Source organism: Pseudomonas sp. MBLB4136 (assembly GCF_051904765.1).
Lineage (GTDB): Bacteria > Pseudomonadota > Gammaproteobacteria > Pseudomonadales > Pseudomonadaceae > Aquipseudomonas.
The window spans coordinates 3509457-3530326 of record NZ_CP196713.1 but is presented as its reverse complement, the minus strand read 5'-3'; the positions used below and the strand labels follow the sequence as shown (position 1 = coordinate 3530326).

The following is a 20870-nucleotide window of genomic DNA, read 5'->3' as shown; positions in this document are numbered from 1 at the left end:
CCAGCCTAGCGCGGCTTCAAGATTGAGTAGGGGGGCAGGCTACTCGCCCCGCTGCTGATGCAAGGTTCTGGACGTCCCGGCAGCCGGCGACGCGCTTCGTCCGGTTCGATGGGCCGGCAGCGCTGGTGGTTCACCTTTGGTGGCGAATGCGACGGCGGACCTCAATGGTTGATCGGGAGGGGTGGGCCCGCACAGTTGGCGGGTCCTATTTGGAGGGGGTAGTTTGCGCAGTCATGTCGAGCTGGACCCGGACTGCGCCAGGGCCCAGATCCGCTCTACTTGCGGACTACAACTGCCAGACTTGCGATAGAGGGTGATTCCCAGCGAGATGCAGTGCCGTTCGTCTCCAGCCAGCACCAGGGCGGCGGATGCGAGCTCATCGCGAACCACTCGTTCCGGGACCCAGGCCAATCCAACGCCGGCAATAGCCCCACGTTTGAGTACATCGGCCATGGAACATTCGAATCGATACTCCAGAGTTGCGGCCAGGCGCTCGCGTTCCACCACCGAGCTGGTCATGCGTCCAAGGAAGCTGTTGCTGGGGTAGCACAGATAGGGGACCAGCTGCGTGCCACTCAGTGAATGCAGCGCAGCCCCATCCGCGTCGGGCGCGCTGACCGGAACCAGTCGATCGCTCGCCAGCAGGACCGAGGGATAGCGCTCCAGACCCACTATGTTCGCCACGCCAGAATCGCTATACGCCAGCATCAGATCACAGGTATCCGAGATCAGCGCCTCGGCACAGGCGGCCACGTTGTCGGCCTGCACCCGCGCCTTGATCGGACCCACGTTGCGTTGCAGTTCCGCATGCCAATCGGCAAAGAAGCTCACCGCGAGGGTATGTGACGCCGAAATGGTGACCACTCCACCGCCCCTGGGCAACAGCCCCTGAACCTCGTCCCTGCCATCGCGCAGTGCCTGCAGCACTTCCTGGGCCGTTCCCCGGAACGCCTTGCCGGCCGGGGTCAAGGCAATGGGAAACACGCTGCGATCGATGAGCGACGCGCCAACCCAGGCCTCCAGGGTCTGAATACGCCGGCTGAAGGCGGGTTGCGTCACGTTGCGCATCTCGGCCGCTCGCGAAAAATTGCGAGTCATGGCGAGCGTCAAGAAATCCTCGAGCCAGTTAACTTCCATCGGCCCCGCCTGCTACTTCGTCCACTCGCACCTCAGCGCTGTTAGCCTTCACACCCGTAGCCATCACTTTACGGGATCACGCTGCCCTTGCCAGCGCCATGCACAAAAAGCATTGCTCATCGAAAAGAAGAATTGGGCATGCGCCGGGGCCGGCGCGTATAAGAATTACCCGCTCGTTGTCCTTCCCGATAAGAACTAAAGATATCCGCCACCGCGCCCCCTGTACTGCCTACAACAACTATTACTCTGCACTCAAACACTGGGAGTCTTTTCATTGAACACACCGTCCGTTCAGCCAACTCCAGGCTTGCTTTCCTTCTGGACTGCAATGCCTCTATGGAAACAGATCTTCATCGCCCTTACTCTCGGACTGATACTTGGCATCACTCTTAATCAGACTGGAAACAGTGAATACGCGGCGGCCGTGAAGCCGATCGGCGATCTGTTTCTCAACGGCATCAAACTGCTGATCGTGCCGCTTATTTTCATCTCGCTGGTCAGTGGTGTAACCGCTTTGCGCGACATGACCACCATGGGCCGCCTCAGCCTCAAGACCATGGTGCTTTACCTGGCCACCACGGCGGTGGCGATCATGATCGGCCTGGCGCTGGCTGCCGTCATCCAGCCGGGCCTCGGGATTGACCTGGGTGCTGCGCAAGCCGTAACCGCGGCGGAATCACCGAGCCTGGTGGCCACGCTGGTCGGCCTGGTTCCGGCCAACCCAGTGGCCGCGTTTGCCCAGGGCAACGTGCTGCAGATCATCGTCTTTGCAATCCTGTTCGGCTTGGCCATTACCCTGACCGGCGACGCGGCGAAGCCGGTGAAGGTGTTCATGGATGGGCTTGCCGAAGTGTTCTACAAGCTCACCGGCATCATTATTTCCTTCGCACCTTATGGCGTATTCGCCCTTATCACCTGGGTAGCCGGCACTTACGGCCTTGACCTGCTCGCGCCCCTGGCGAAAGTAATTGGCGCGGTGTACCTGGGTTGCCTTATTCATGCCGTAGTTGTTTACGCGGGGCTGATAAAGTTCGTCGCACGACTCAATCCCGTTCGTTACATCCAAGGCGTAATCGAGCCGGCCATCGTTGCCTTCAGCAGCACCTCCAGTGCTGGCACTCTGCCCATTACGATGATGTCGGCTGAGCGCAACCTGGGCGTGTCCCGCGGCGTATCCAGTTTCGTGCTGCCGCTTGGCACGACCGTCAACATGGATGGTACGGCGCTCTACCAAGGCGTGTGTGTCCTGTTCATCGCCCAGGCCTACGGCATCGACCTGAGCCTCGCCCAGTACGCCACCATCGTCCTTACCGCCACCCTGGCCTCGATCGGCACCGCAGGGGTTCCCGGCGCCGGCCTGATCATGCTGTCGCTGGTTCTGACCTCGGTCGGCCTGCCACTGGAAGGCGTGGCAATCATCGCCGGCATCGACCGGATACTCGATATGGCTCGCACCTCGGTGAACGTAATGGGTGACTGTGCCGTTTCCGTTCTGGTCGCCAAGAGCGAAGGACAGTTGGATCAAGAACTCTACGACACACACCAGGTGCTCAAGTCGGCAGACGCTGCAGTCCAAGCCAATCCGGTCAAGGCATGACTCTCGCCGGGGCGGCGCTTGCGGCCCCGGCCACTCGCAGGCAGGTAGATCTATCCATGGCAAGAAAAATGGCGAGCCGCGCTACGCCGAAAAAGTATGGTGTTGTCGGTGGCCTAGGCGCCGTAGCTGGAGTGGACACGCTGCTCAAGCTGATCAAGGGCACGCCTCAGCAGCAGCTGGATATTGCCTTCGAACAGCATACGTTTGCCGACGCCGGGCTGGCAGCCGAGGACGACTACGATCCGACGCGGCGCAAGTTCTATGTGTACGACGCGCTGCGGAGCATGGAGCGCAGTGGCGTCGATATTGCGCTGGTGCCGTGCTTCGTTTCCCACTGCTTTCTCGATGAACTCAGGCCCGAACTGGGTCTGGCCGTCGTGAACCTGATGGATGCTCTGCGCGCGCGGATACAGCGGGATCATCCCGAGGCGCGCTCGATCGGCGTGCTGACGTCTAATTTCGTCAAGAGCTCGGGGCTGTTCGAGCGCGCGTTCGCGGACCAATGGAACGTCGTCTATCCCGATGCTCGGGTGCAAACGGATGACTTGATGACGGCTGTCTATGGCCCGCAGGGCATTCGCAGCGGCCACCATGACCTGCCGTGCGTCGAAAGACTGGCCAAGGCCTGTGAAAGTTTGCTCCAGCGTGGCGCCGAGGTGATAGTCCCCGGTTTGACGGAAATTCCCGTATTCATCGAGGCCTTGCGCGCTCGCGTCGCGGCGCCGGTCATCGATAGCAATCAAGCCTACGCCGAATACGCTCTGGCCGTTGGTGCCAGGCATCCGCGCAACCTGTTCAAGGTTGGGGTCGTCGGCGGCGTGGGGCCGGCGGCAACGGTCGACTTCATGCGCAAGGTCGTTCAGCTGACCACGGCGGCGCGCGACCAGGACCACATAAAGATGCTCGTCGAACAGAATCCTCAGATTCCCGATCGTACGGCGAACCTCCTGGCCGGTGGAGAAGATCCGAGCATTGCGCTGCTGGCTACCGGCAAGCGGCTGGAAGCAGGCGGAGCCGACGTGATCGTCATTCCCTGCAACACCGCCCATGCCTTCGTCGAGAGGATTCAGCCGCATCTGCACGTGCCGATCTTGAACATGCTTGGCGAAGTGCAGAAGCATATCCAGCTCAATCTGCCGGGCATCAGCCGTGTGGGCCTGCTCGCCACCTCCGGTACTGTCGCCAGCGGTGTTTACCATCGGGCGTTCGCTGGCTCCGGCCTGGAACTCCTCGTACCCGACGAGCCAGTACAGCAACGGGTCATGGCCGCCATATATGGCGATAGCGGCGTTAAGGCCGGACACACCTCAGGCCGCTGCAGCGAAGATCTTGCCGCCGCCATCGCCCATATGTTGGAGCTAGGCGCTCAAGCGGTGATTCTGGGTTGTACCGAGCTACCGCTGATCGAACTGCCAGGCGCAGAACCAACGGCTGTACCGCTGATTGATCCGACCAGCGTGTTGGCGGCCTCTTGCATCGCCCTCGCAACCGAGGGCGAGCCAGTATCTAGCGTGGGTTGAGTGCGGAAATCATCCAGCTAGGTCGGGCGGACCGGGTTGGCTTGTCCACCGGCCATGCGAGCTGCCGCCAAGGCTCGTTAGTTGCCCGGTGGGGCGGCCGTTGCCGGCTCGCTCTGGCTTCCGGGCTGGCAGATAAGTAGCGAGGCGGCTTGATAGGACATCAGGGAATGATCATCAATGGCCTCGCGTCAGGGTTATCGGCCTTTTCCGGTAACTGCGCAGTCAGGCGTGCAGGCGGATGATCCACGCACCGCTCTTGGTGCGGTCAGGTTGCGACGGTGTTGCGAGCCGAGGTTCGGGAGTGCGCCGCCAGCTCACACCACGTAGCGCCACAGCGTCACGAAGTGCAGCAGGCTGCCGGCGATGACGAACAGGTGCCAGATGCCGTGCCAGTGGCGGAAGCGTTCATCGAAGGCGAAGAAGACGATGCCCACCGTGTAGCAGACGCCACCGGCGGCCAGCCAGGTGAAGCCTGCGCTGCCGAGGGCGGCCAGCAGCGGCTCGATCGCCACCAGGACGATCCAGCCCATCAGCGCATAGATGACGATGGACAGTACCCGTGCCTCGGAGCGCGGCTTGAGCTCCTGCAGCATGCCGAGCAGCGCCAGCCCCCAGACAACGCCAAGCAGCGACCAGCCCCAGGGCCCGCGCAGGGACACCAGGCAGAAGGGCGTGTAGCTGCCGGCGATCAGCAGGTAGATCGACAGGTGGTCGAGCTTGCGCATGATGCTTTTCGCCGGCCCGCGCAGGCTGTGGTAGAGCGTGGAGATGCTGTAGAGCAGCGCCAGGCTCAGGCCGTAGATGGCGAAGGCGACGATTTTCCAGGGGTCGCCCTGCAGGCTGGCCAGCACTAGCAGCCAGACGGCGCCGAGTGTCGCGAGCAGGGCGCCGACCAGGTGGGTCCAGGCGTTGAGGCGTTCTCCGTGATACATGGGCAGCGTTCCGAATCCATTTGAGTGGGGCAAGCTGCGGCCTCGGGGCGCAAAGTTCAACCCCGCATGGCCCTCGCCGGGTGCTCTGCCTAGGGTTGCAGTCGGGCGCGTCGCGGCGAGCGGCCGGCTGGGGGGCGCGCGCCCGCCTGGCGCAGCAGCGCGGCCTGCCACTGGCCGGCGCTGAAGGCATCGGCCTCGACCAGCAGCTGGGGCTTGCCGGCGATCAGGCTCGCCACCGGCACGCCATCGCGATAGAGGAGGCGATTGCCGGCCACGGCCGGCACCTTGGCGCCCGGCAGCAGGGTACCCACAAGACTCAGCGGGTCGCTGGCCGACAGGCAGATCAGGCTGCCGTCGGCCGGCCGCTTGCGCATTTCGCGCAGCAGGCCGACCGCTTCCGGCAGGGCGAACTGCTCGCCGACCACCCCGGCGACGAAGCGCCCGCCGCGAACCTCGCCCCGCGCCTCCAGGCGCTGGTAGGTGCGCAGCAGCTCGCGCCAGGACGGCAGCCAGTCGGCCTCGCGGGCCAGCAGACGCCAGCAGACCACGCCATAGCGGCGCAGCAGGCTGCGCGCCACATGCTCCAGGGCCTCGGCCGCCCGCTCGGGTTTGTCGGGCTCATCGCCGCGTCCGCGTAGCAGGGCCCAGCGTCCGGCGTCCTGCATGTTGGCCAGGGCCCGCCGCGCCCGGCGCTGTTGCTGGCTGCGCTTGGCCGCCGGCAGCAGCAGCGAGCGCAGGCCGGCGAAGCTGTCGGAGTGGGCCAGGCCGAGGCTCACCAGCTCGCCCAGGGCATCCTCCAGTTCGCTGCGCAGCAGGTGCGCCTCGTCCTGCAGTTCGTCGAAGAACAGCGCGCCCTGGCCGGCCAGCACCTGGCGCAGGCGTTCGGCGCGTGGCGAGGGCTCGGCCGCAGGCAGATCGCCGAGGCAGGCGCGCCACAGCGCCAGGCTCTTGCGCGGCAGCAGCACGATCGGCGTGCTGCGCAGCGGCCCGCTGGCGGCGCGGCTGCGCCCGGCCAGGCGGCACCAGAGCCAGCGCCCGGAGCGGCACAGCTCGTCCAGCCAGTTGATGCCGTAGTCGGCGACCCGGCTCGGCAGCAGCTCGCTTTCCCAGGCGCCGGCCGCCGCCTGGAAACCTTCCAGTTGGCCGAGCACGCCGCCCAGGGCCTCGGCGCCGCGGACCCTGCTGGCTGGAGAAACGCGCTGCCAGTCGAACAGAAAACGCATGAAGTCGGCCGGCTGCACCGGTTCGATCTCGCGCCGCAGGCGCCCCACCGTGCAGCGGTGGATGCGGGCCAGCAGATGGCGCTCGCACCATTCCTCCTCCACGGCATTCGGAGTGAAGCGCCCGCGCAGCACATAGCCCTCGCGCTCCAAGGCCAGCAGGGCCTGGTTCAGCGCCGCCGGCGCCTGCTGCAGATCGGCGGCGACGCGCGCCGCTGGCAGCGGGCCGAAGCCGCTCAGGCGGCCGCGCACCAGCTCGACCAGGGCGGCGTCCGCGCTCCAGCTTTCGGCGCAGCCCTGGGGAGCCTGGATGGCCGGCTTGAATGCGCCCTGCGGGTGCAACGCCTGCCACTGGCTGAGGCGTTCGGCCGCCAGCCACAGCGCCGGCGCGCCGTCCAGCTGCAGGCAGGTGGCGCGGCGGGCCTTGGCCAGTTGCCCCAGCCAGGCCGGCCAGCCGGCGTTGGCCTGCGCCTCGGCCTGGGCGATGGCGCCGAGGCTGAGCAGCGCCTCGTGCATCTCGTCGGCATCGCGCACCTCGGGCCAGGCCTGCTCGCGCACCGCGGCGATGGCGTCTGGGTCCAGGGCGCCAAGGTCGTCGCTCGACTCGGGATCGGACCAGCGCCGACTCTGCACCGCCTGGGTTCGTCTTTCCTCCAGCGGCGCATCGTCGAGGAAGGCGTAGGGCCGGGCGTTGAGGATTTCCGCAGCCAGTGCCGAGGGGGCCGGCAGGTCGCGGGCGAGCAGCTCGACTTCGCCGCGCTCCATGCGCCGCAGCAGGGCCAGCCAGGCCTCGCAGTCCATGGCCTGGTGCAGGCAGTCGTCGAGGGTCTGGGTGACCAGCGGGTGGTCGGGAATCTCGCGCTCGCCGACGATGTTTTCCAGGCAGGCCACCTGGTCGGGGAACACCGTGGCCAGCAGGTCCTCGCTGCGCATGCGCTGCAGTTGCGGCGCCACCTTGCGGCCGCCGGCGAAGCGCGGCAGGGCCAGGGCGACGCCGGCGTTCCAGCGCCAGCGCACGGCGAACAGCGGGGCGTCCAGCAACGCCTGGACCAGGATCTGCTCGGCGCTGTTGCTGTGCAGGTAGCGCCACACCTCGTCCAGCGGGAAGCTGTGGCTGGTGGCCAGCGAGAGGATCAGCGCGTCCTCGCTGGCGGCGGCCTGCAACTCGAAGTTGAAGCTGCGGCAGAAGCGCTTGCGCAGGGCCAGGCCCCAGGCACGGTTGACGCGGCTGCCGAACGGCGAGTGGATGATCAGCTGCATGCCGCCGGACTCGTCGAAGAAGCGCTCCATCACCAGGCGCTGCTGGGTCGGCAGGGCGCCCAGGGCCGCGCGGGCCTGGGCCAGGTACTCGACTATCTGCCGCGCCGCCGCCTCATCCAGGTCGAGGGCCTGCATCAGCCAGGACGTGGCCGCTGTCACCCCGGCCTGCAGTTGTTGTTCCACTGCCTCGCGCAGCCGCGCCACCGCGGCCGACAGCTCGTCCGTGCGCCCCGGCGCCTCGCCCAGCCAGAAGGGGATGCTCGGCGGCAGGCCACGGGCATCCTCGACCCGCACCTTGCCTGGCTCGATGCGCAGGATGCGGTAGGACTGGTTGCCGAGCTGGAAGATGTCGCCGGCCATGCTCTCGATGGCGAAGTCCTCGTTGAGGCTGCCGATCGGCAGGCCCTGGGGCTCCAGCAGCACGGCGTAGTCGCCGCTGTCGGGAATGGTGCCGCCGGAGGTGAGGGCGGTCAGGCGGGCGCCGCGGCGGCCGCGCAGGCGGCGGTTCACCGCGTCGCGATGGAGATAGGCGGCGCGCACCCCGCGGCGGCCGCTGTAGCCCTCGGCGAGCATCTTCACCAGGGCGTCGAACTTCTCGCGCGGCAGGTCGACGTAGGGCGCGGCGCGGCTCAGCAGCTGGAACAGCGCGTCCTCGTCCCATTCGCGGCAGGCCACCTCGGCGACGATCTGCTGGGCCAGTACGTCCAGCGGCGCCTTCGGGATGACCAGGGCGTCCAGCTCGCCGCGGCGCACGCAGTCGAGCAGGGCGGCGCATTCGACCAGCTCGTCGCGCGACTGCGGGAACAAACGGCCCTTGGGCGTGCCGCCGACGCTGTGGCCGGAGCGCCCGACCCGCTGCAGCAGGGCGGCGATGCTGCGCGGCGAGCCGAGCTGGCAGACCAGCTCCACCTCGCCGATGTCGATGCCCAGCTCCAGCGAGGCGGTGGCCACCAGCACCTTGAGTTCGCCGCGTTTGAGACGCTGCTCGGCGTCCAGGCGCTGCGCCTTGGCCAGGCTGCCGTGGTGCGCGGCCACCGCCGCTTCGCCCAGGCGTTCGGCCAGGTGACGGCAGGCGCGCTCGGCCAGGCGCCGGGTGTTGACGAAAACCAGGGTGGTGCGATGCTGGCGCGCCAGTTCGGCCAGGCGGTCGTAGACGCTGTCCCACACCTCGTTGCTCATCACCGCCTGCAGGGGCACCGGCGGCAGCTCCAGGGCCAGGTCGCGGGCCCGGTCGTAGCCGATGTCGACTATGGCGCAGTCGCCCGGTTGCGGCCCCGGTCCATCGGCGTCAGGGCATAGCGCCAGTTCCGGTTGATCAACCTCGGGATCGAGCGCCGGCAGCGGCGCCTGGCTGCCCAGCAGCAGGCGCGCCACCGCCTCCAGCGGCTTCTGCGTGGCGGACAGGCCGATGCGCTGCAGCGGCCGGCCGCACAGGGCTTCCAGGCGCTCGACGCTGAGCATCAGGTGGCTGCCGCGCTTGCTGGAGGCGACGGCGTGGATCTCGTCGATGATCAGGCTGCGGCAGCCGGCCAGCATCTCGCGCCCGGATTCGGAGCCGAGCAGCACGTAGAGCGATTCCGGGGTGGTCACCAGGATGTGCGGCGGGCGCTTGCGCATGGCCTCGCGCTCGCCGGGGCTGGTGTCGCCGGTGCGCACCGCCGTGCGGATCTCGACATCGGCCAGGCCCTGGCGGGCCAGTTCGGCGCGGATGCCGGCCAGCGGCTGCTCCAGGTTGAGGCGGATGTCGTTGGACAGGGCCTTGAGCGGCGAGACGTAGACCACGGCGCAGCGGTCTTCCAGGCTGCCGTCGGCGGCCAGGCCCTGGCGGACCAGCGCGTCGATGGCGGCGAGGAAGGCGGTGAGGGTCTTGCCCGAGCCGGTGGGCGCGGCCACCAGGGTCGAGCGCCCGGCGTGGAGCGCCGGCCAGGCGCCAGCCTGCGCCGCGGTGGGCGCGGCGAACTGGCTGCGGAACCAGGCACCGACGGCCGGATGGAAGGCCTCCAGCACGCGCTCGGGCGTGGTCGAATCGGCGGCGCGAGTCATGTGCTCCATCATGCAAGCCTGCCCCGGCCGGCTCAAGGGCCGCCGGTCACGGCCGCACGCCGCACTTGCCTTACCCCACCCCTGTTTCCCTACACTCTGCCTTTCTTTTTCCAGCCAAGGCCACCCCGTGCAACCGGTGATCTCCATCCAGCAACTGAACAAGACCTACGCCTCGGGCCATCCGGCGCTACAGAGCATCGACCTGGAGATTCGCCAGGGCGAGATCTTCGCCTTGCTCGGGCCCAACGGCGCGGGCAAGACCACCCTGATCAGCATCATCTGCGGCATCGTCAATCCGGGCGGCGGCTCGGTGCGGGTCGGTGGTCACGACATCGTTCGCGACTACCGCGCGGCGCGTGCGCAGATCGGCCTGGTGCCCCAGGAGCTGGTCAGCGACGTGTTCGAGACGGTCTGGGCCACGGTCAAGTTCAGTCGCGGGCTGTTCGGCAGGAAGGCCGATCCGGCCTACCTGGAGCGCCTGCTGCGCGACCTGTCGCTGTGGGACAAGCGCGACGCCAAGATCATGGAGTTGTCCGGCGGCATGAAGCGCCGGGTGATGATCGCCAAGGCGCTGTCCCACGAGCCGCAGATCCTGTTTCTCGACGAGCCCACCGCCGGGGTCGACGTCGAGCTGCGCCGCGACATGTGGGCCATGGTGCGCGGCCTGCGCGCGCGCGGGGTGACCATCATCCTCACCACCCACTACATCGAGGAGGCCGAGGAGATGGCCGACCGCATCGGGGTGATCAGCAAGGGGCGGATCGTCCTGGTCGAGGACAAGCAGGTGCTGATGCACAAGCTCGGCAAGAAGCAGCTGACCCTGCAGCTGCAGCAGCCGTTGGCGAACATCCCCGCCGAACTGGCGCACCATCCGCTGGAGCTGGCGGACGAGGGCCATGCCCTGGTGTTCACCTTCGACGCCCAGCGCGAGCACACCGGCATCGCCGAGCTGCTCAGGGAGCTGGCCCAGCACGGCATCGACTTCAAGGACCTGCAGTCCAGCCAGAGCTCGCTGGAGGAAATCTTCGTCAACCTGGTGCGGGAGCAACGCGCATGAACCTCTACGCGATCCGCGCCATCTACCTGTTCGAGCTGGCGCGCACCTGGCGCACCCTGCTGCAGAGCATCGCCACCCCGGTGATTTCCACCTCGCTGTATTTCGTGGTGTTCGGCTCGGCCATCGGCTCGAGCATGACCGAGGTCCACGGGGTCAGCTACGGCGCCTTCATCGTGCCGGGGCTGATCATGCTGGCGCTGCTCACCGAGAGCATTTCCAACGCCTCGTTCGGCATCTATATGCCCAAGTACTCCGGGAGCATCTACGAGCTGCTGTCGGCGCCGGTGTCCTACCTGGAGATTCTGGTCGGCTACGTCGGCGCGGCGGCGACCAAGTCGATCATCCTCGGCCTGATCATCCTGCTCACGGCGCGGCTGTTCGTCGACTTCGAGATTCTCCATCCCGTCTGGATGCTGGCCTTCCTGGTGCTCACGGCGGTGACCTTCAGCCTGTTCGGCTTCATCATCGGCGTCTGGGCCGATGGCTGGGAGAAGCTGCAGGTGGTGCCGGCGCTGATCGTCACGCCGCTGACCTTCCTCGGCGGCAGCTTCTACTCGATCAGCATGCTGCCGCCGGTGTGGCAGACGGTGACCCTGTTCAACCCGGTGGTGTACCTGATCAGCGCGTTCCGCTGGAGCTTCTACGGCGTGTCGGACGTCAATGTGGGGATCAGCCTGGCGATGATTCTCGGCTTCCTGCTGTTGTGCATCCTCGCCGTCGGCTGGATCTTCAAGACCGGCTACCGCCTGAAGAGCTGAGGGCGGCGCGCGCCCGCTCGCTTCGCTGGCGGCTATGCTGGCAGGGTGAAAGGCGCCGGCCTCCTGGCGGAGCGACCAGGCACGGCGCCGTTTCGGCCAAGGGAGAAGGCGTATGGACGCGAAAGACCGCCAACTGGCGCAGTTGCTCAACCTCACCACACGCAGCATGACTCACCTGACGGCGGCGCTGGCGCAGCTGTCGTTCGAGCTGATGCGCAGCAGCGACCACTCCAGCCAGCGCGCCGGACAGCGGATGATCGATCACCTGGCGCAGATCAGCGGCGAACTCGACCAGCAGTGGGCGATGATCGGCGAACTGACCGGCCAGCCCACGCCCGAGGAGAAGACCGACCTGGTGGTGGAGGTGCAGATGCAGGGCGCGCCGAGCGACGACTGGTCCTCCGGCACCGGCAGTTAGCCCTGGCCGGCGGCGGGAAAGTGCGTAGAATGCGCGGCTTTTTTCCACCGGCTGGAGTGCCCGATGAGCTACAACCTGGCAGACAAACCCACGGCAGAGCGCGACGTGGCGGAGGCGGAAAAGGCCCGCCTGTTCGAGTTGTGGCAACACAACCTGCAGCGCGCCAAGGCGGACGCGGCACGCCTGTTCGCCGAGAAGAGCAAGCGCAAGGGCAAGTGGGAGGAGTGGCTGCGCGCCCAGTTGGGCGACATGTCGCCAGCGGAATACGCCAGCATGGTGCGGCGCGAGGTGAACAGGCTGGCCGCGCCGCGCTGATCCAGTTCCTGCGCATCGGCGACCCTGGGCCGCGCTCGGCGCCTGTGCTCGCCTCAGCGGTGCTTGCCCGGCTTATCCCGTCCGCTGCCGTTCATTCCTTCGGCGCGCTCGGGTCGAGCAGGTCCTCCTCGTCGCGGGTGCGCTGCTCCTGCTCGATCTGTTCGACCAGGTCGGTGATCACCCGCGTGTCGGCCTGCGCCGGCGCGGCGGGGCGCGCTTCCTGCCTGGCCGCCGGCGCGCCGGGCAGCGCGTGGCCCCGCTCGTGGATGTGCAGCCGATAGATCGGCTCCGGCATGTCCATGCCGGCCTCGTCCAGCGCCGCGGTGACCTGGCGCATGGCTTCGCTCCTGACCATCAGAAAATCGTGACTGCGCTGATCGACCCAGCCGTGATAGCGCAGCTGCACGCTGGAGTCGCCGAGGGCGCTGATGAACGCCCGCGGCGGCGGCGCCTGCAGCACCCCGTCCAGCTGGCGCAGCCGCTCGATGCCGATCTGCTGCGCCCGCAGCAGGTCTTCGTCGCTGGCCAGGCCGACCTCGAACTCGAAGCGCCGGCTGGGGTTGCGCGTGTAGTTGAGGGTGACGCTGCGAAACACCAGGGCATTGGGCAGGCGCAGGTGATTGCCGTCCGGGGTCATCAGGATGGTCGCCCGCGAGGTCAGGGCGATCACCAGGCCCTCGTTGCCGTCTATCACCACATGATCGCGCGGCGAGAACGGCTGACGAATGCTCATCAGGATGCCGGCCAGGTAGTTCTCCAGGGTTTCCTTGAAGGCGAAGCCCAGGGCCACGCCAAGCACGCCCGCGGTGCCCAGCACGGCGCCGACCAGCGAGGTGGCGTCCATGATCTCCAGGGCCACCAGCACGCCGATCGAGGTCACCGCCCACTGCGCGGTGGTGCGCGCCAGTTCGCGCAGAAACGGATTGCGCCTGGCCAGGCGCTCCAGCAGGGTGCGCTGCGACAGCCAGCGCCCGACCAGCCAGGCCAGCCACACCACCAGCAGCGCCAGGACCAGCAGTGGCAGGGCGCTGAGCAGGCCGTAGGCCTCGTCCAGCAGGCGCCGGAGCACCGCGTCGATATCGAAGTGCACAGATTCCACGAGCAGCCCCTCTGTCGCCGCGCCCGCTGCAGCGTCCGCGCGGCCAGTTGCAGTCACCAGCAAGCCTAGTCGATGGGCCGACTGGCTACGGCGCGTTCGGCCTGGCGGGATTTCTGCCTGAGTGCCGTGCAAGCGGAGGAGTCGCCGGGCCCCTTAGAAGGCAGTTCGGCTCGGCATTCCGTCAGCTTCGCCAGGTCGGTGCGGGCGCTGCTTAACAGTCTGCCGATCCAGCCAGTCACTGCCATCGGGCGGGTCTGTCGCCTGTACGGCAGTACGGCGCCGATCCCGCCTTTTGCTAGGGCTTGCCGCTGCTCAACGGCGGCGTGCGCGGCGGGATCAGGCGTTTGCTGCCGAGCGACTCGAAGGCCGAGGCAAGGCGCAGCAGCGCCGAGTCGTCATAGGCCCGGCCGGCAAAGGTCAGCCCGACCGGCATGCCGATATCCGCCATGACGCCCATCGGCACGGTCACCGTCGGAACGCCCAGGTGGCGGATGGCCAGATTGCCGTTGGCGACCCAGACGCCATTGCTCCAGGCGATGTCCGCGGACTGCGGATCGACATCGGCGTTCGCCGGCCCGACGTCGGCGACGGTCGGGAAGATCACCGCATCGAGGCCCAGCCGCGCCATCCAGTCCTCGAGGTCGATGCGGCGGGTCTGCTCTAGGCCGCGCAGGCCGTCGGGCAGCGTGGCGATCCGGTCCCAGGGGGTGATGCCGCGCTCGGCCATGCGCACATATTCGTCCATGCCCGCGGCGAGGTCGCCCTCGCGGTTCGGCAGGGTTCCCGGGTCGTGGGGGAAGATCTGCGGCCCGTCCACGTCGATCAGGCGATTCAGGTTGGGATCGCCGTTGGCCTGCAGGAAATCATCGAAGGCCCAGGCCGTCAGGTCCCACAGCTCGTGATGCAGGAACTCCTTGGACACCAGGCCGCGGTTGAACACGGTGGGCGCGCCGGGGCGATCGCCCTCGCAATTGGAGACCAGCGGGAAGTCGACTTCGACCACTTCGGCGCCGGCGGCTTCGAGTGCCTGGCGAGCCGCTTGCCAGAGCCCGATCACCGAGGGGCGGGTGTGGATACGCTGTCCCGTTGGGCCGCCGATGCCCGGGCACTCGGCCGTGCCAGCGTCGGGGTCGGCGTTGATGTACATGCGCGGCACGCCGAAGCGCTTGCCGGCGAGTGCCTCGGCGGTCGCGGCAAGCTCGGCGTAGGCGGCCGGGCGGACCGAGGCCACGCTGGGAATGGGCACCCAGGGCTGCATGCGCCACAGGTCGCCCCGGGTGTCCGGGTCTTCCGCCACCACCACTTCGAGCACCTCGAGGAGGTCCGCCATGGTCCTGGCGAACGGCACGACCACGTCCATCGTCGGGGTCAGCGGCCAGTTGCCGCGCACCGAGATCACCCCGCGCGACGGCGTGTAGGCACACAGGCCGTTGTTCGAGGCGGGACCCCGTCCGCTCGACCAGGTTTCCTCGGCGAGGCCGAATGCCGCGAAACTGGCGGCGGTCGCCGTGCCGGCGCCATTGGAGGAGCCGGAGGCGAAGGGCGCGGTGAGGTAGTCGGCGTTGTACGGGCTCTCCGCCCGGCCGTATACACCGCGCTGCATGCCGCCGTTGGCCATGGGCGGCATATTGGTCTTGCCCAGGCAGATCGCCCCGGCCGCGCGCAGCCGTTCGACGGTGAAGGCATCGCGGTAGGCGATCAGCTTGGCGAAGGCCGGACTGCCGGAGGCGGCCGTGAGGCCCTTGACCAGGTAGCTGTCCTTGGCCGTATAGGGGATGCCATCGAGCGGACCGAGGGTTGCGCCCCTGGCCCGACGGGCATCGGAGGCCCGTGCCTCTTCAAGTGCCTCGGGGTTGCGCACCACGACGGCGTTGAGGGCGGTGGGCGTGTCCGGGCCGTCGTAGGCATCGATGCGGGCGAGATAGGCCTGGACCAGCTCGACCGCCGTGGTCTGGCCGGACTCGAGCGCTGCGCGCAGTTCGGCGATGGAAACCTCGGTGACCTCGATCATGCTGGCACCGGCAGTCGATGGGGCACGTGGTGAAGGCCGGCTTCACGCCGGTTGCTGGCTTCAAGCACAGCACTTTTCTCGAATGGGGTTCTCATATCGGTCCTCGTTGCGCGGTTCGACGCGACAGGGGCTGGACATAACGGCTGGGCTGGCGAGGCGACTGCGCCTTCGCTCCAGTGCCAGGCCGGGCATGGAGCCATCAGTGTAACGGCGTTGTTGGCATCTAGCCGAGCGTGGCGCTACCGGAGCCGGTGAATCGCCCCGGGTTTCGTAGATGCCTCCAAGCCTCATAATGAGGCCCATCAGGAGGTGCCATGAGCAACCAGCGTTACCCCGAAGAATTCAAGATCGAAGCGGTCAAGCAAGTCACCGAGCGCGGCTTGCGCGTTGCCGATGTGGCAGAGCGTCTAGGAGTGTCCACTCATAGCCTGTACGCCTGGGTAAAGCGCTACAGGCTGTCGAAGGTGTTTCTTAGGAAGGCCGCCGCGTACTTTGCCAAGGAGTCCGGCTGAAGTACGCCGTCATCAGCAAGCTGTCGGCGGAGTATCCAGTGCAGCGTCTCTGCCAGACTCTCAAGGTGCATCCCAGCGGTTACTACGCTTGGCTATCCGAGCCGATATCCGTACGCGCCAAGGAAGATCAGCGCCTGCTCGGGTTGATCAAACATGCCTGGCTGGAAAGCGGTGGGGTCTACGGCTACGCAAGATCCACGACGACCTGCGTGAGCTGGGGGAGTCCTGTGGCCGGCACCGCGTGGCTCGCCTGATGCGGGGAGAGGGGCTGCGCTCGCAGACCGGCTATCGTCGGCGCCCCGGCTATTACGGCGGCAAGCCGACGGTGGCCTCGCCCAACCGCCTGGAGCGGCAGTTCAACGTCAGTGAACCGAACAAGGTCTGGGTCACCGACATCACTTACATCCGCACCTATGAAGGCTGGTTGTACTTGGCGGTGGTGCTGGATCTGTTTTCACGCCAGGTGATTGGCTGGTCAATGAAGCCACGGATGTGCAGCGACCTGGCCATCGATGCATTGCTGATGGCGGTGTGGCGGCGCAAGCCCAAGCAGGAAGTGATGATCCACTCCGACCAGGGCAGCCAGTTCAGCAGCTCGGATTGGCAGAGTTTCCTCAAGGCCAACAACCTGATCAGCAGCATGAGTCGACGCGGTAACTGCCACGACAACGCGGTAGCAGAAAGCTTTTTCCAGTTGCTGAAGCGGGAACGCATCCGACGGGAAACCTACGGCACCCGCGAAGAAGCCCGCAGTGATGTGTTCGATTACATCGAGATGTTTTATAACCCAAAACGCCGGCACGGCAGCGCTATACAGCTATCGCCAGTGGAGTTTGAAAAGCGCTATTTCCAAAGCTTGGAGAGTGTCTAGGAAACCCGGGGCGATTCACAAGGCAAGTTCCGCCCGGGTGTGCCATGTCGTTTGGCGGAGCTTCGGGCCTGATTTGTGCGATTCTTGATGGGGAGATATAGATTGCGGGTATTAAAAAAAACTAGACCATGTAACGGTTGCATGATGAGCGCACGCGCCCCTCTGTTCTTGGCAGCGGTCAACAGCTCTGTCTGCGCTCGCATTTGTTTCATTGAACTCAGCGCAGCCAGTAAGTAGGAGTAAAAAGAAAAAGGTGGCATTTGTTATTGTTTTCATTGGATAGCTCGCTTCTTATATTTGTAATCTTGGCTAATTTCCTGCTTTCCTTAGTGCACCATGCGTCGCCGCTGGTCAATGGAGGTATCTGCCGTTCGTCGAGTTTTTGGTACAGGGCAGAACAAGTTGAAGAGTCCTGGTTGGCATTAGTGAGTGGGCGCTTGCACGCATTGTTTGTTAGATAGTTTGCTCATGAAATGGCTTTTTAGCCTCGCCTAAATTATCCATTAGGACGGCAATCATTGTCATTGGTCGAGGGCTCTTTGCTACGGAGAGCATTAGTGAGCGTTTGGACTTGGGTAGTAGTTTCGCGCAGCGTTTAGCTGTGACTTTTACTGCTTTTTGGGTGCCGTGAATTTGCGCTGCGAGTATGAGGGCAAGGATAGAGTCTTGATTTGTCATCGTGCATCTGGCCTTTGATTTGTCGGTGCTTGGTTTGTCCGGAGAGTAAGTCGGCAGGCTACAATTCTTTCGGTACTGCTTAGGTTTCTGCCGACCCGGCGCGTAATATAGTAACTATGATCTTCTGAAGTGATTCTATCGTGTCATCCAATGCCGTGTTGCAGTCTGTGCTGATCATCGAGGCGGCTTCGTTGAGCATGGCAAGCAACAAGGCTGTCGTCGTTTTAAGTTGCATCTGGTCAAAAACCTGTCGTTGAACGCCCTGTTGAATAATGTTCGACAATGTATTCGCTTGCAAGTTACGGCTGTCGAGGATCTCTTGTTGTTGCTCGGGACTCAGGTTTCTGAATTCTAGTTGAGTGATGGAGCGACGGCATGCATGGCGAACGTTGAAGTCAACATGCGTGCGGATGTATGCAAGCAATTTTTCTTCAGGGGTTGTATCGCTCAGCTGATTTGTTTCAATTGCATCAAGCAGGTCAGTCTCGTGCTCATCGATTAGCTCGAAGAGTAAATCTTGCTTGCTTGATATGTGGTTGTAGAGGGAGCCGGCCTGCATGCTCAATGCGCTTGCCAGCTTTCTGAGGCTAACCTTCTGAAAACCTTGTTCGGCAAACAGATATAGCGCAGTGTTTCGGACCTGCGAGTGTGGCTCAGCAAGGGCCGAATTAGACGTTGCTTTTCTCATTGGCATATCGCTGGGCGTCCTGAAGATTTCCATCACGTAGTGTCTGAGAAAAGGCTAAGCCAACTGACGGCCATGCTTAGGCGCTATACAGTTGGCTGAGCCATCCAGTTAGCCTTATTGTCGGGAAAGTGCCAGAGCTACACCTTGACCGCCGCCGATGCACAGGGTGGCGAGACTTTTTTTGGCATCTCGGCGAATCATTTCGTATAGCAAGCTAACCAATATCCGACAGCCAGATGCCCCGATGGGATGGCCGAGTGCGATGGCTCCGCCGTTGACGTTGACCTTATCGAAGTTCCAGTCAAGTTCCTTGCCTACAGACAGGGCCTGCGCAGCGAAGGCCTCGTTGGCTTCGATCAAGTCGAGGTCGTCCAAGCTCCAGCCGGCTTTTTCCAGACATTTTTGACTGGCCGGGACTGGGCCAATACCCATGATGGCGGGGTCTACGCCGGCGCTGGCGTAGGCTTGGATAGTCGCCAGTGCTGGTAGGCCTAGCGCTTCTGCTCGTGCGGCACTCATTAGCAAAACAGCGGCGGCGCCGTCATTGATGGTGGAGGCATTACCGGCGGTTACGGTCCCGTCCTTCTTGAAGACCGGCTTGAGCATGGCCAGAGACGCAACCGAGGTCCCGGCGCGAGGTTGCTCGTCTGTTTTGAACAACAGCGGCTCGCCCTTGCGCTGGGGTATTGCCACGGGAGTGATCTCGTCCTCGAATAGGCCTGCCTCTATGGCTGAGCACGCCAAGCGTTGCGAGCGCTCGGCGTAGCTGTCCTGTTCATCGCGGGTCAACTCATAGCGCTCGGCCAAGTTCTCCGCGGTGACGCCCATGTGGTAGTCGTTGAAGGCATCGATCAGGCCATCCTGAAGTAGTGAGTCGGCCAGCTGGGCATGGCCCATTCGTAGGCCGGTACGTGCCTTGCCCAGCACATATGGCGCCAGGCTCATATTTTCCATGCCGCCTGCGATAATCACCTCGGCATCGCCGCAGCGTATCGCTTGGGCTGCCATGGCCACGGTCTTTAGACCGGAGCCGCAGAGTTTATTTACGGTTAGAGCTGGCACGCTGTTTGGCAATCCAGCATTGATCGCCGACTGGCGCGCGGGGTTCTGTCCACATCCGGCAGTCAGCACCTGACCGAGGATTACTTCATCGACAGCGTCTGGGTCCAGGCCGGTTTTCTGGAGTAGCGCACGAATAACGGTGCTGCCCAGTTCCACGGCGCTGACGGAGGCCAGGCTGCCTTGAAAGGCGCCTATGGCGGTTCGGGTTGCAGCTACGATGACTACGTCTTGCATGATTTGCTCCGGATAAAAGGCGTGGCGCTATTCCGCTCACAATTTGTGCGCCACGCTCTGCCAGTAGGCAGAAATATTGGGCCAGTCGAGTTGGGGGGATGCCCCCACGAACTAGCCTTGTCTTTGCTAGCTAAGGACTCGGCAGCCGGTAGCTGCTCGAAGCTCCTCGAGGGTGACCCCTTCGGCCAACTCGACCAGGCGCAGGCCCTGTTCTGTTACATCCAGAACGGCCAGGTCGGTGATGATCCGGTCGACGACACCGAGGCCGGTCAGCGGAAGATCACACTGCTGGAGGATCTTGTGAGCGCCGCCTTTGGCGCAGTGCTCCATCAGTACGACCACTCGCTTTACGCCAGCGACCAGATCCATGGCTCCACCCATTCCCTTGACCATCTTGCCGGGAATCATCCAGTTGGCGAGGTCGCCATCCGCTGACACCTGCATGGCACCGAGGATCGAGAGGTTGATGTGACCGCCGCGGATCATGGCGAAGGAGTCGGCGCTATTGAAGAAGCTGCTGCCAGGCAAGCTGGTGATGGTCTGCTTGCCAGCGTTGATAAGGTCGGGATCGATCTCGTGTTCGAGTGGAAAGGGACCAATGCCTAGCAGACCGTTTTCGCTCTGCAGCCAGACATCCATTCCCTCGGGAATGTAGTTGGCCACCAGAGTTGGGAGGCCAATACCCAGGTTGACGTAGAAACCATCCTGCAGTTCTTGAGCGGCGCGCTGCGCCATTTGTTCGCGTGTCCAAGCCATGATCAAGCGCTCCGTAGGGTGCGTTGTTCGATACGTTTCTGTGGTGCTGGGTTATGCACGAGGCGCTGGACATAGATACCTGGCAGATGAATTTGGTCTGCCTCCAGCTCGCCGGTCTCGACTATTTCTTCAACCTCGACCACGCAGGTCCTGCCTGCCATGGCCGCCAGAGGGTTGAAGTTGCGCGCTGTCTTGTTGAAGACCAGGTTTCCTGAGGTGTCGGCTTTCCAGGCCTTGATCAAGGCGATGTCGGCTGTCAGTGAGCGCTCCATCACATACCAATCGCCGTCGAACTGACGTGTTTCCTTTCCTTGGGCAACCAGGGTGCCGTAGCCGGTTTTGGTGAAGAAGGCCGGGATGCCGGCGCCGCCGGCGCGTAGTTTTTCTGCCAGGGTGCCCTGTGGGGTGAACTCAAGCTCCAGTTCACCGGCAAGGTACTGGCGCTCGAACTCCTTGTTCTCGCCGACGTAGGAGGAAATCATTTTGCGGATCTGTCGGGTGCTGAGTAGTTGACCTAGCCCAAAGCCGTCGACACCGGCGTTGTTGCTGATCACAGTCAGTTCGCGTTTGCCGCTTTCGCGCAGCGCTTCGATCAGTGCTTCGGGGATTCCGCACAGGCCGAAGCCGCCGACGGCCAAGGTCATGCCGTCCTCCACGAGTCCTTCGAGGGCATGGTGGGCGCTGGGGTAGATCTTATTCATC

Annotated in this window: 16 protein-coding genes and 1 pseudogene; 7 read left to right on the top strand and 10 right to left on the bottom strand. The window is 64.7% G+C overall.

Going from position 1 to position 20870, the window contains the following annotated elements; genetic code table 11:
• Positions 1–231 precede the first annotated feature (231 nt).
• Entirely contained in the window at positions 232–1137 is a 906-nt protein-coding gene (locus ACSX1D_RS15975) for a LysR substrate-binding domain-containing protein (protein ID WP_439859443.1), read from the bottom strand.
• A 328-nt stretch (positions 1138–1465) separates the two neighbouring features.
• Here ACSX1D_RS15975 and ACSX1D_RS15970 point away from each other — a divergent pair, with 328 nt between their 5' ends.
• Positions 1466–2734: a dicarboxylate/amino acid:cation symporter gene (locus tag ACSX1D_RS15970; protein ID WP_439862344.1), complete on the top strand. Its 1269-nt coding sequence runs from the start codon at positions 1466–1468 to the stop codon at positions 2732–2734.
• A 56-nt stretch (positions 2735–2790) separates the two neighbouring features.
• Positions 2791–4254 carry an aspartate/glutamate racemase family protein gene (locus ACSX1D_RS15965; protein WP_439859442.1) on the top strand — a complete coding sequence of 488 codons (1464 nt, stop codon included), beginning with the start codon at positions 2791–2793 and terminating at the stop codon, positions 4252–4254.
• Between the two features lie 314 nt (positions 4255–4568).
• Here the strand turns inward: ACSX1D_RS15965 and trhA are convergent, their stop codons facing one another.
• Positions 4569–5186, bottom strand: a complete 618-nt coding sequence (gene trhA / locus ACSX1D_RS15960; protein WP_439859441.1) for a PAQR family membrane homeostasis protein TrhA — start codon at positions 5184–5186, stop codon at positions 4569–4571.
• Positions 5187–5275: 89 nt separating this feature from the next.
• The gene (locus ACSX1D_RS15955; RefSeq protein ID WP_439859440.1) at positions 5276–9709 is read right to left on the bottom strand and encodes a DEAD/DEAH box helicase; all 4434 of its coding nucleotides are present in this window, start codon (positions 9707–9709) and stop codon (positions 5276–5278) included.
• A gap of 127 nt (positions 9710–9836) precedes the next feature.
• Between ACSX1D_RS15955 and ACSX1D_RS15950 the strand changes: the two genes are divergently transcribed.
• The 4 genes from ACSX1D_RS15950 to ACSX1D_RS15935 all read left to right on the top strand — a co-directional run bounded on the left by ACSX1D_RS15950 (position 9837) and on the right by ACSX1D_RS15935 (position 12257).
• Complete coding sequence (locus tag ACSX1D_RS15950; protein WP_439859439.1) at positions 9837–10766, top strand: ABC transporter ATP-binding protein; 930 nt, start codon at positions 9837–9839, stop codon at positions 10764–10766.
• A complete protein-coding gene (locus ACSX1D_RS15945; protein WP_439859438.1) occupies positions 10763–11524 on the top strand; it encodes an ABC transporter permease in 762 nt (253 codons plus the stop codon). Before ACSX1D_RS15950 ends, ACSX1D_RS15945 begins: the two co-directional genes overlap by 4 nt.
• Before the next feature lie 112 nt (positions 11525–11636).
• A complete protein-coding gene (locus ACSX1D_RS15940) occupies positions 11637–11942 on the top strand; it encodes a hypothetical protein (protein WP_439859437.1) in 306 nt (101 codons plus the stop codon).
• 63 nt (positions 11943–12005) lie between these two features.
• Complete coding sequence (locus tag ACSX1D_RS15935; RefSeq protein WP_439859436.1) at positions 12006–12257, top strand: hypothetical protein; 252 nt, start codon at positions 12006–12008, stop codon at positions 12255–12257.
• 91 nt (positions 12258–12348) lie between these two features.
• On the opposite strand, the gene ACSX1D_RS15930 is transcribed toward ACSX1D_RS15935, so the two are convergent.
• Both ACSX1D_RS15930 and ACSX1D_RS15925 read right to left on the bottom strand, forming a co-directional pair.
• Positions 12349–13356: a mechanosensitive ion channel family protein gene (locus ACSX1D_RS15930; protein WP_439859435.1), complete on the bottom strand. Its 1008-nt coding sequence runs from the start codon at positions 13354–13356 to the stop codon at positions 12349–12351.
• Positions 13357–13651: 295 nt separating this feature from the next.
• The gene (locus ACSX1D_RS15925; protein ID WP_439859434.1) at positions 13652–15367 is read right to left on the bottom strand and encodes an amidase; all 1716 of its coding nucleotides are present in this window, start codon (positions 15365–15367) and stop codon (positions 13652–13654) included.
• Positions 15368–15681: 314 nt separating this feature from the next.
• Here ACSX1D_RS15925 and ACSX1D_RS15920 point away from each other — a divergent pair.
• Positions 15682–16750, top strand: a pseudogene (locus tag ACSX1D_RS15920) (IS3 family transposase).
• Between the two features lie 453 nt (positions 16751–17203).
• Here the strand turns inward: ACSX1D_RS15920 and ACSX1D_RS15915 are convergent.
• The 5 genes from ACSX1D_RS15915 to ACSX1D_RS15895 form a co-directional block, all read right to left on the bottom strand.
• The gene (locus tag ACSX1D_RS15915) at positions 17204–17428 is read right to left on the bottom strand and encodes a DUF7740 domain-containing protein (RefSeq protein WP_439859433.1); all 225 of its coding nucleotides are present in this window, start codon (positions 17426–17428) and stop codon (positions 17204–17206) included.
• Positions 17429–17507: 79 nt separating this feature from the next.
• Complete coding sequence (locus tag ACSX1D_RS15910) at positions 17508–18149, bottom strand: TetR/AcrR family transcriptional regulator (RefSeq protein ID WP_439862343.1); 642 nt, start codon at positions 18147–18149, stop codon at positions 17508–17510.
• Positions 18150–18230: 81 nt separating this feature from the next.
• A complete protein-coding gene (locus ACSX1D_RS15905) occupies positions 18231–19412 on the bottom strand; it encodes an acetyl-CoA C-acetyltransferase (protein WP_439859432.1) in 1182 nt (393 codons plus the stop codon).
• Positions 19413–19538: 126 nt separating this feature from the next.
• Positions 19539–20168, bottom strand: coding sequence for a CoA transferase subunit B (locus ACSX1D_RS15900; RefSeq protein WP_439859431.1), 630 nt, complete (start codon positions 20166–20168; stop codon positions 19539–19541).
• Positions 20169–20170: 2 nt separating this feature from the next.
• Positions 20171–20869 carry a CoA transferase subunit A gene (locus ACSX1D_RS15895; protein ID WP_439859430.1) on the bottom strand — a complete coding sequence of 233 codons (699 nt, stop codon included), beginning with the start codon at positions 20867–20869 and terminating at the stop codon, positions 20171–20173.
• Position 20870: the final 1 nt, after the last annotated feature.

What these genes read in the sequence shown, in the direction of transcription:
- ACSX1D_RS15910 (WP_439862343.1), bottom strand. Translation starts at nt 18,149, where the DNA reads ATGGAAATCTTCAGGACGCCCAGCGATATGCCAATGAGAAAAGCAACG.
- ACSX1D_RS15915 (WP_439859433.1), bottom strand. Translation starts at nt 17,428, where the DNA reads ATGACAAATCAAGACTCTATCCTTGCCCTCATACTCGCAGCGCAAATT.
- ACSX1D_RS15970 (WP_439862344.1), top strand. Translation starts at nt 1,466, where the DNA reads ATGCCTCTATGGAAACAGATCTTCATCGCCCTTACTCTCGGACTGATA.
- ACSX1D_RS15935 (WP_439859436.1), top strand. Translation starts at nt 12,006, where the DNA reads ATGAGCTACAACCTGGCAGACAAACCCACGGCAGAGCGCGACGTGGCG.
- ACSX1D_RS15900 (WP_439859431.1), bottom strand. Translation starts at nt 20,168, where the DNA reads ATGGCTTGGACACGCGAACAAATGGCGCAGCGCGCCGCTCAAGAACTG.
- ACSX1D_RS15975 (WP_439859443.1), bottom strand. Translation starts at nt 1,137, where the DNA reads ATGGAAGTTAACTGGCTCGAGGATTTCTTGACGCTCGCCATGACTCGC.
- ACSX1D_RS15905 (WP_439859432.1), bottom strand. Translation starts at nt 19,412, where the DNA reads ATGCAAGACGTAGTCATCGTAGCTGCAACCCGAACCGCCATAGGCGCC.
- ACSX1D_RS15945 (WP_439859438.1), top strand. Translation starts at nt 10,763, where the DNA reads ATGAACCTCTACGCGATCCGCGCCATCTACCTGTTCGAGCTGGCGCGC.
- ACSX1D_RS15965 (WP_439859442.1), top strand. Translation starts at nt 2,791, where the DNA reads ATGGCAAGAAAAATGGCGAGCCGCGCTACGCCGAAAAAGTATGGTGTT.
- ACSX1D_RS15895 (WP_439859430.1), bottom strand. Translation starts at nt 20,869, where the DNA reads ATGAATAAGATCTACCCCAGCGCCCACCATGCCCTCGAAGGACTCGTG.
- ACSX1D_RS15925 (WP_439859434.1), bottom strand. Translation starts at nt 15,367, where the DNA reads ATGATCGAGGTCACCGAGGTTTCCATCGCCGAACTGCGCGCAGCGCTC.
- ACSX1D_RS15955 (WP_439859440.1), bottom strand. Translation starts at nt 9,709, where the DNA reads ATGACTCGCGCCGCCGATTCGACCACGCCCGAGCGCGTGCTGGAGGCC.
- ACSX1D_RS15940 (WP_439859437.1), top strand. Translation starts at nt 11,637, where the DNA reads ATGGACGCGAAAGACCGCCAACTGGCGCAGTTGCTCAACCTCACCACA.
- trhA (WP_439859441.1), bottom strand. Translation starts at nt 5,186, where the DNA reads ATGTATCACGGAGAACGCCTCAACGCCTGGACCCACCTGGTCGGCGCC.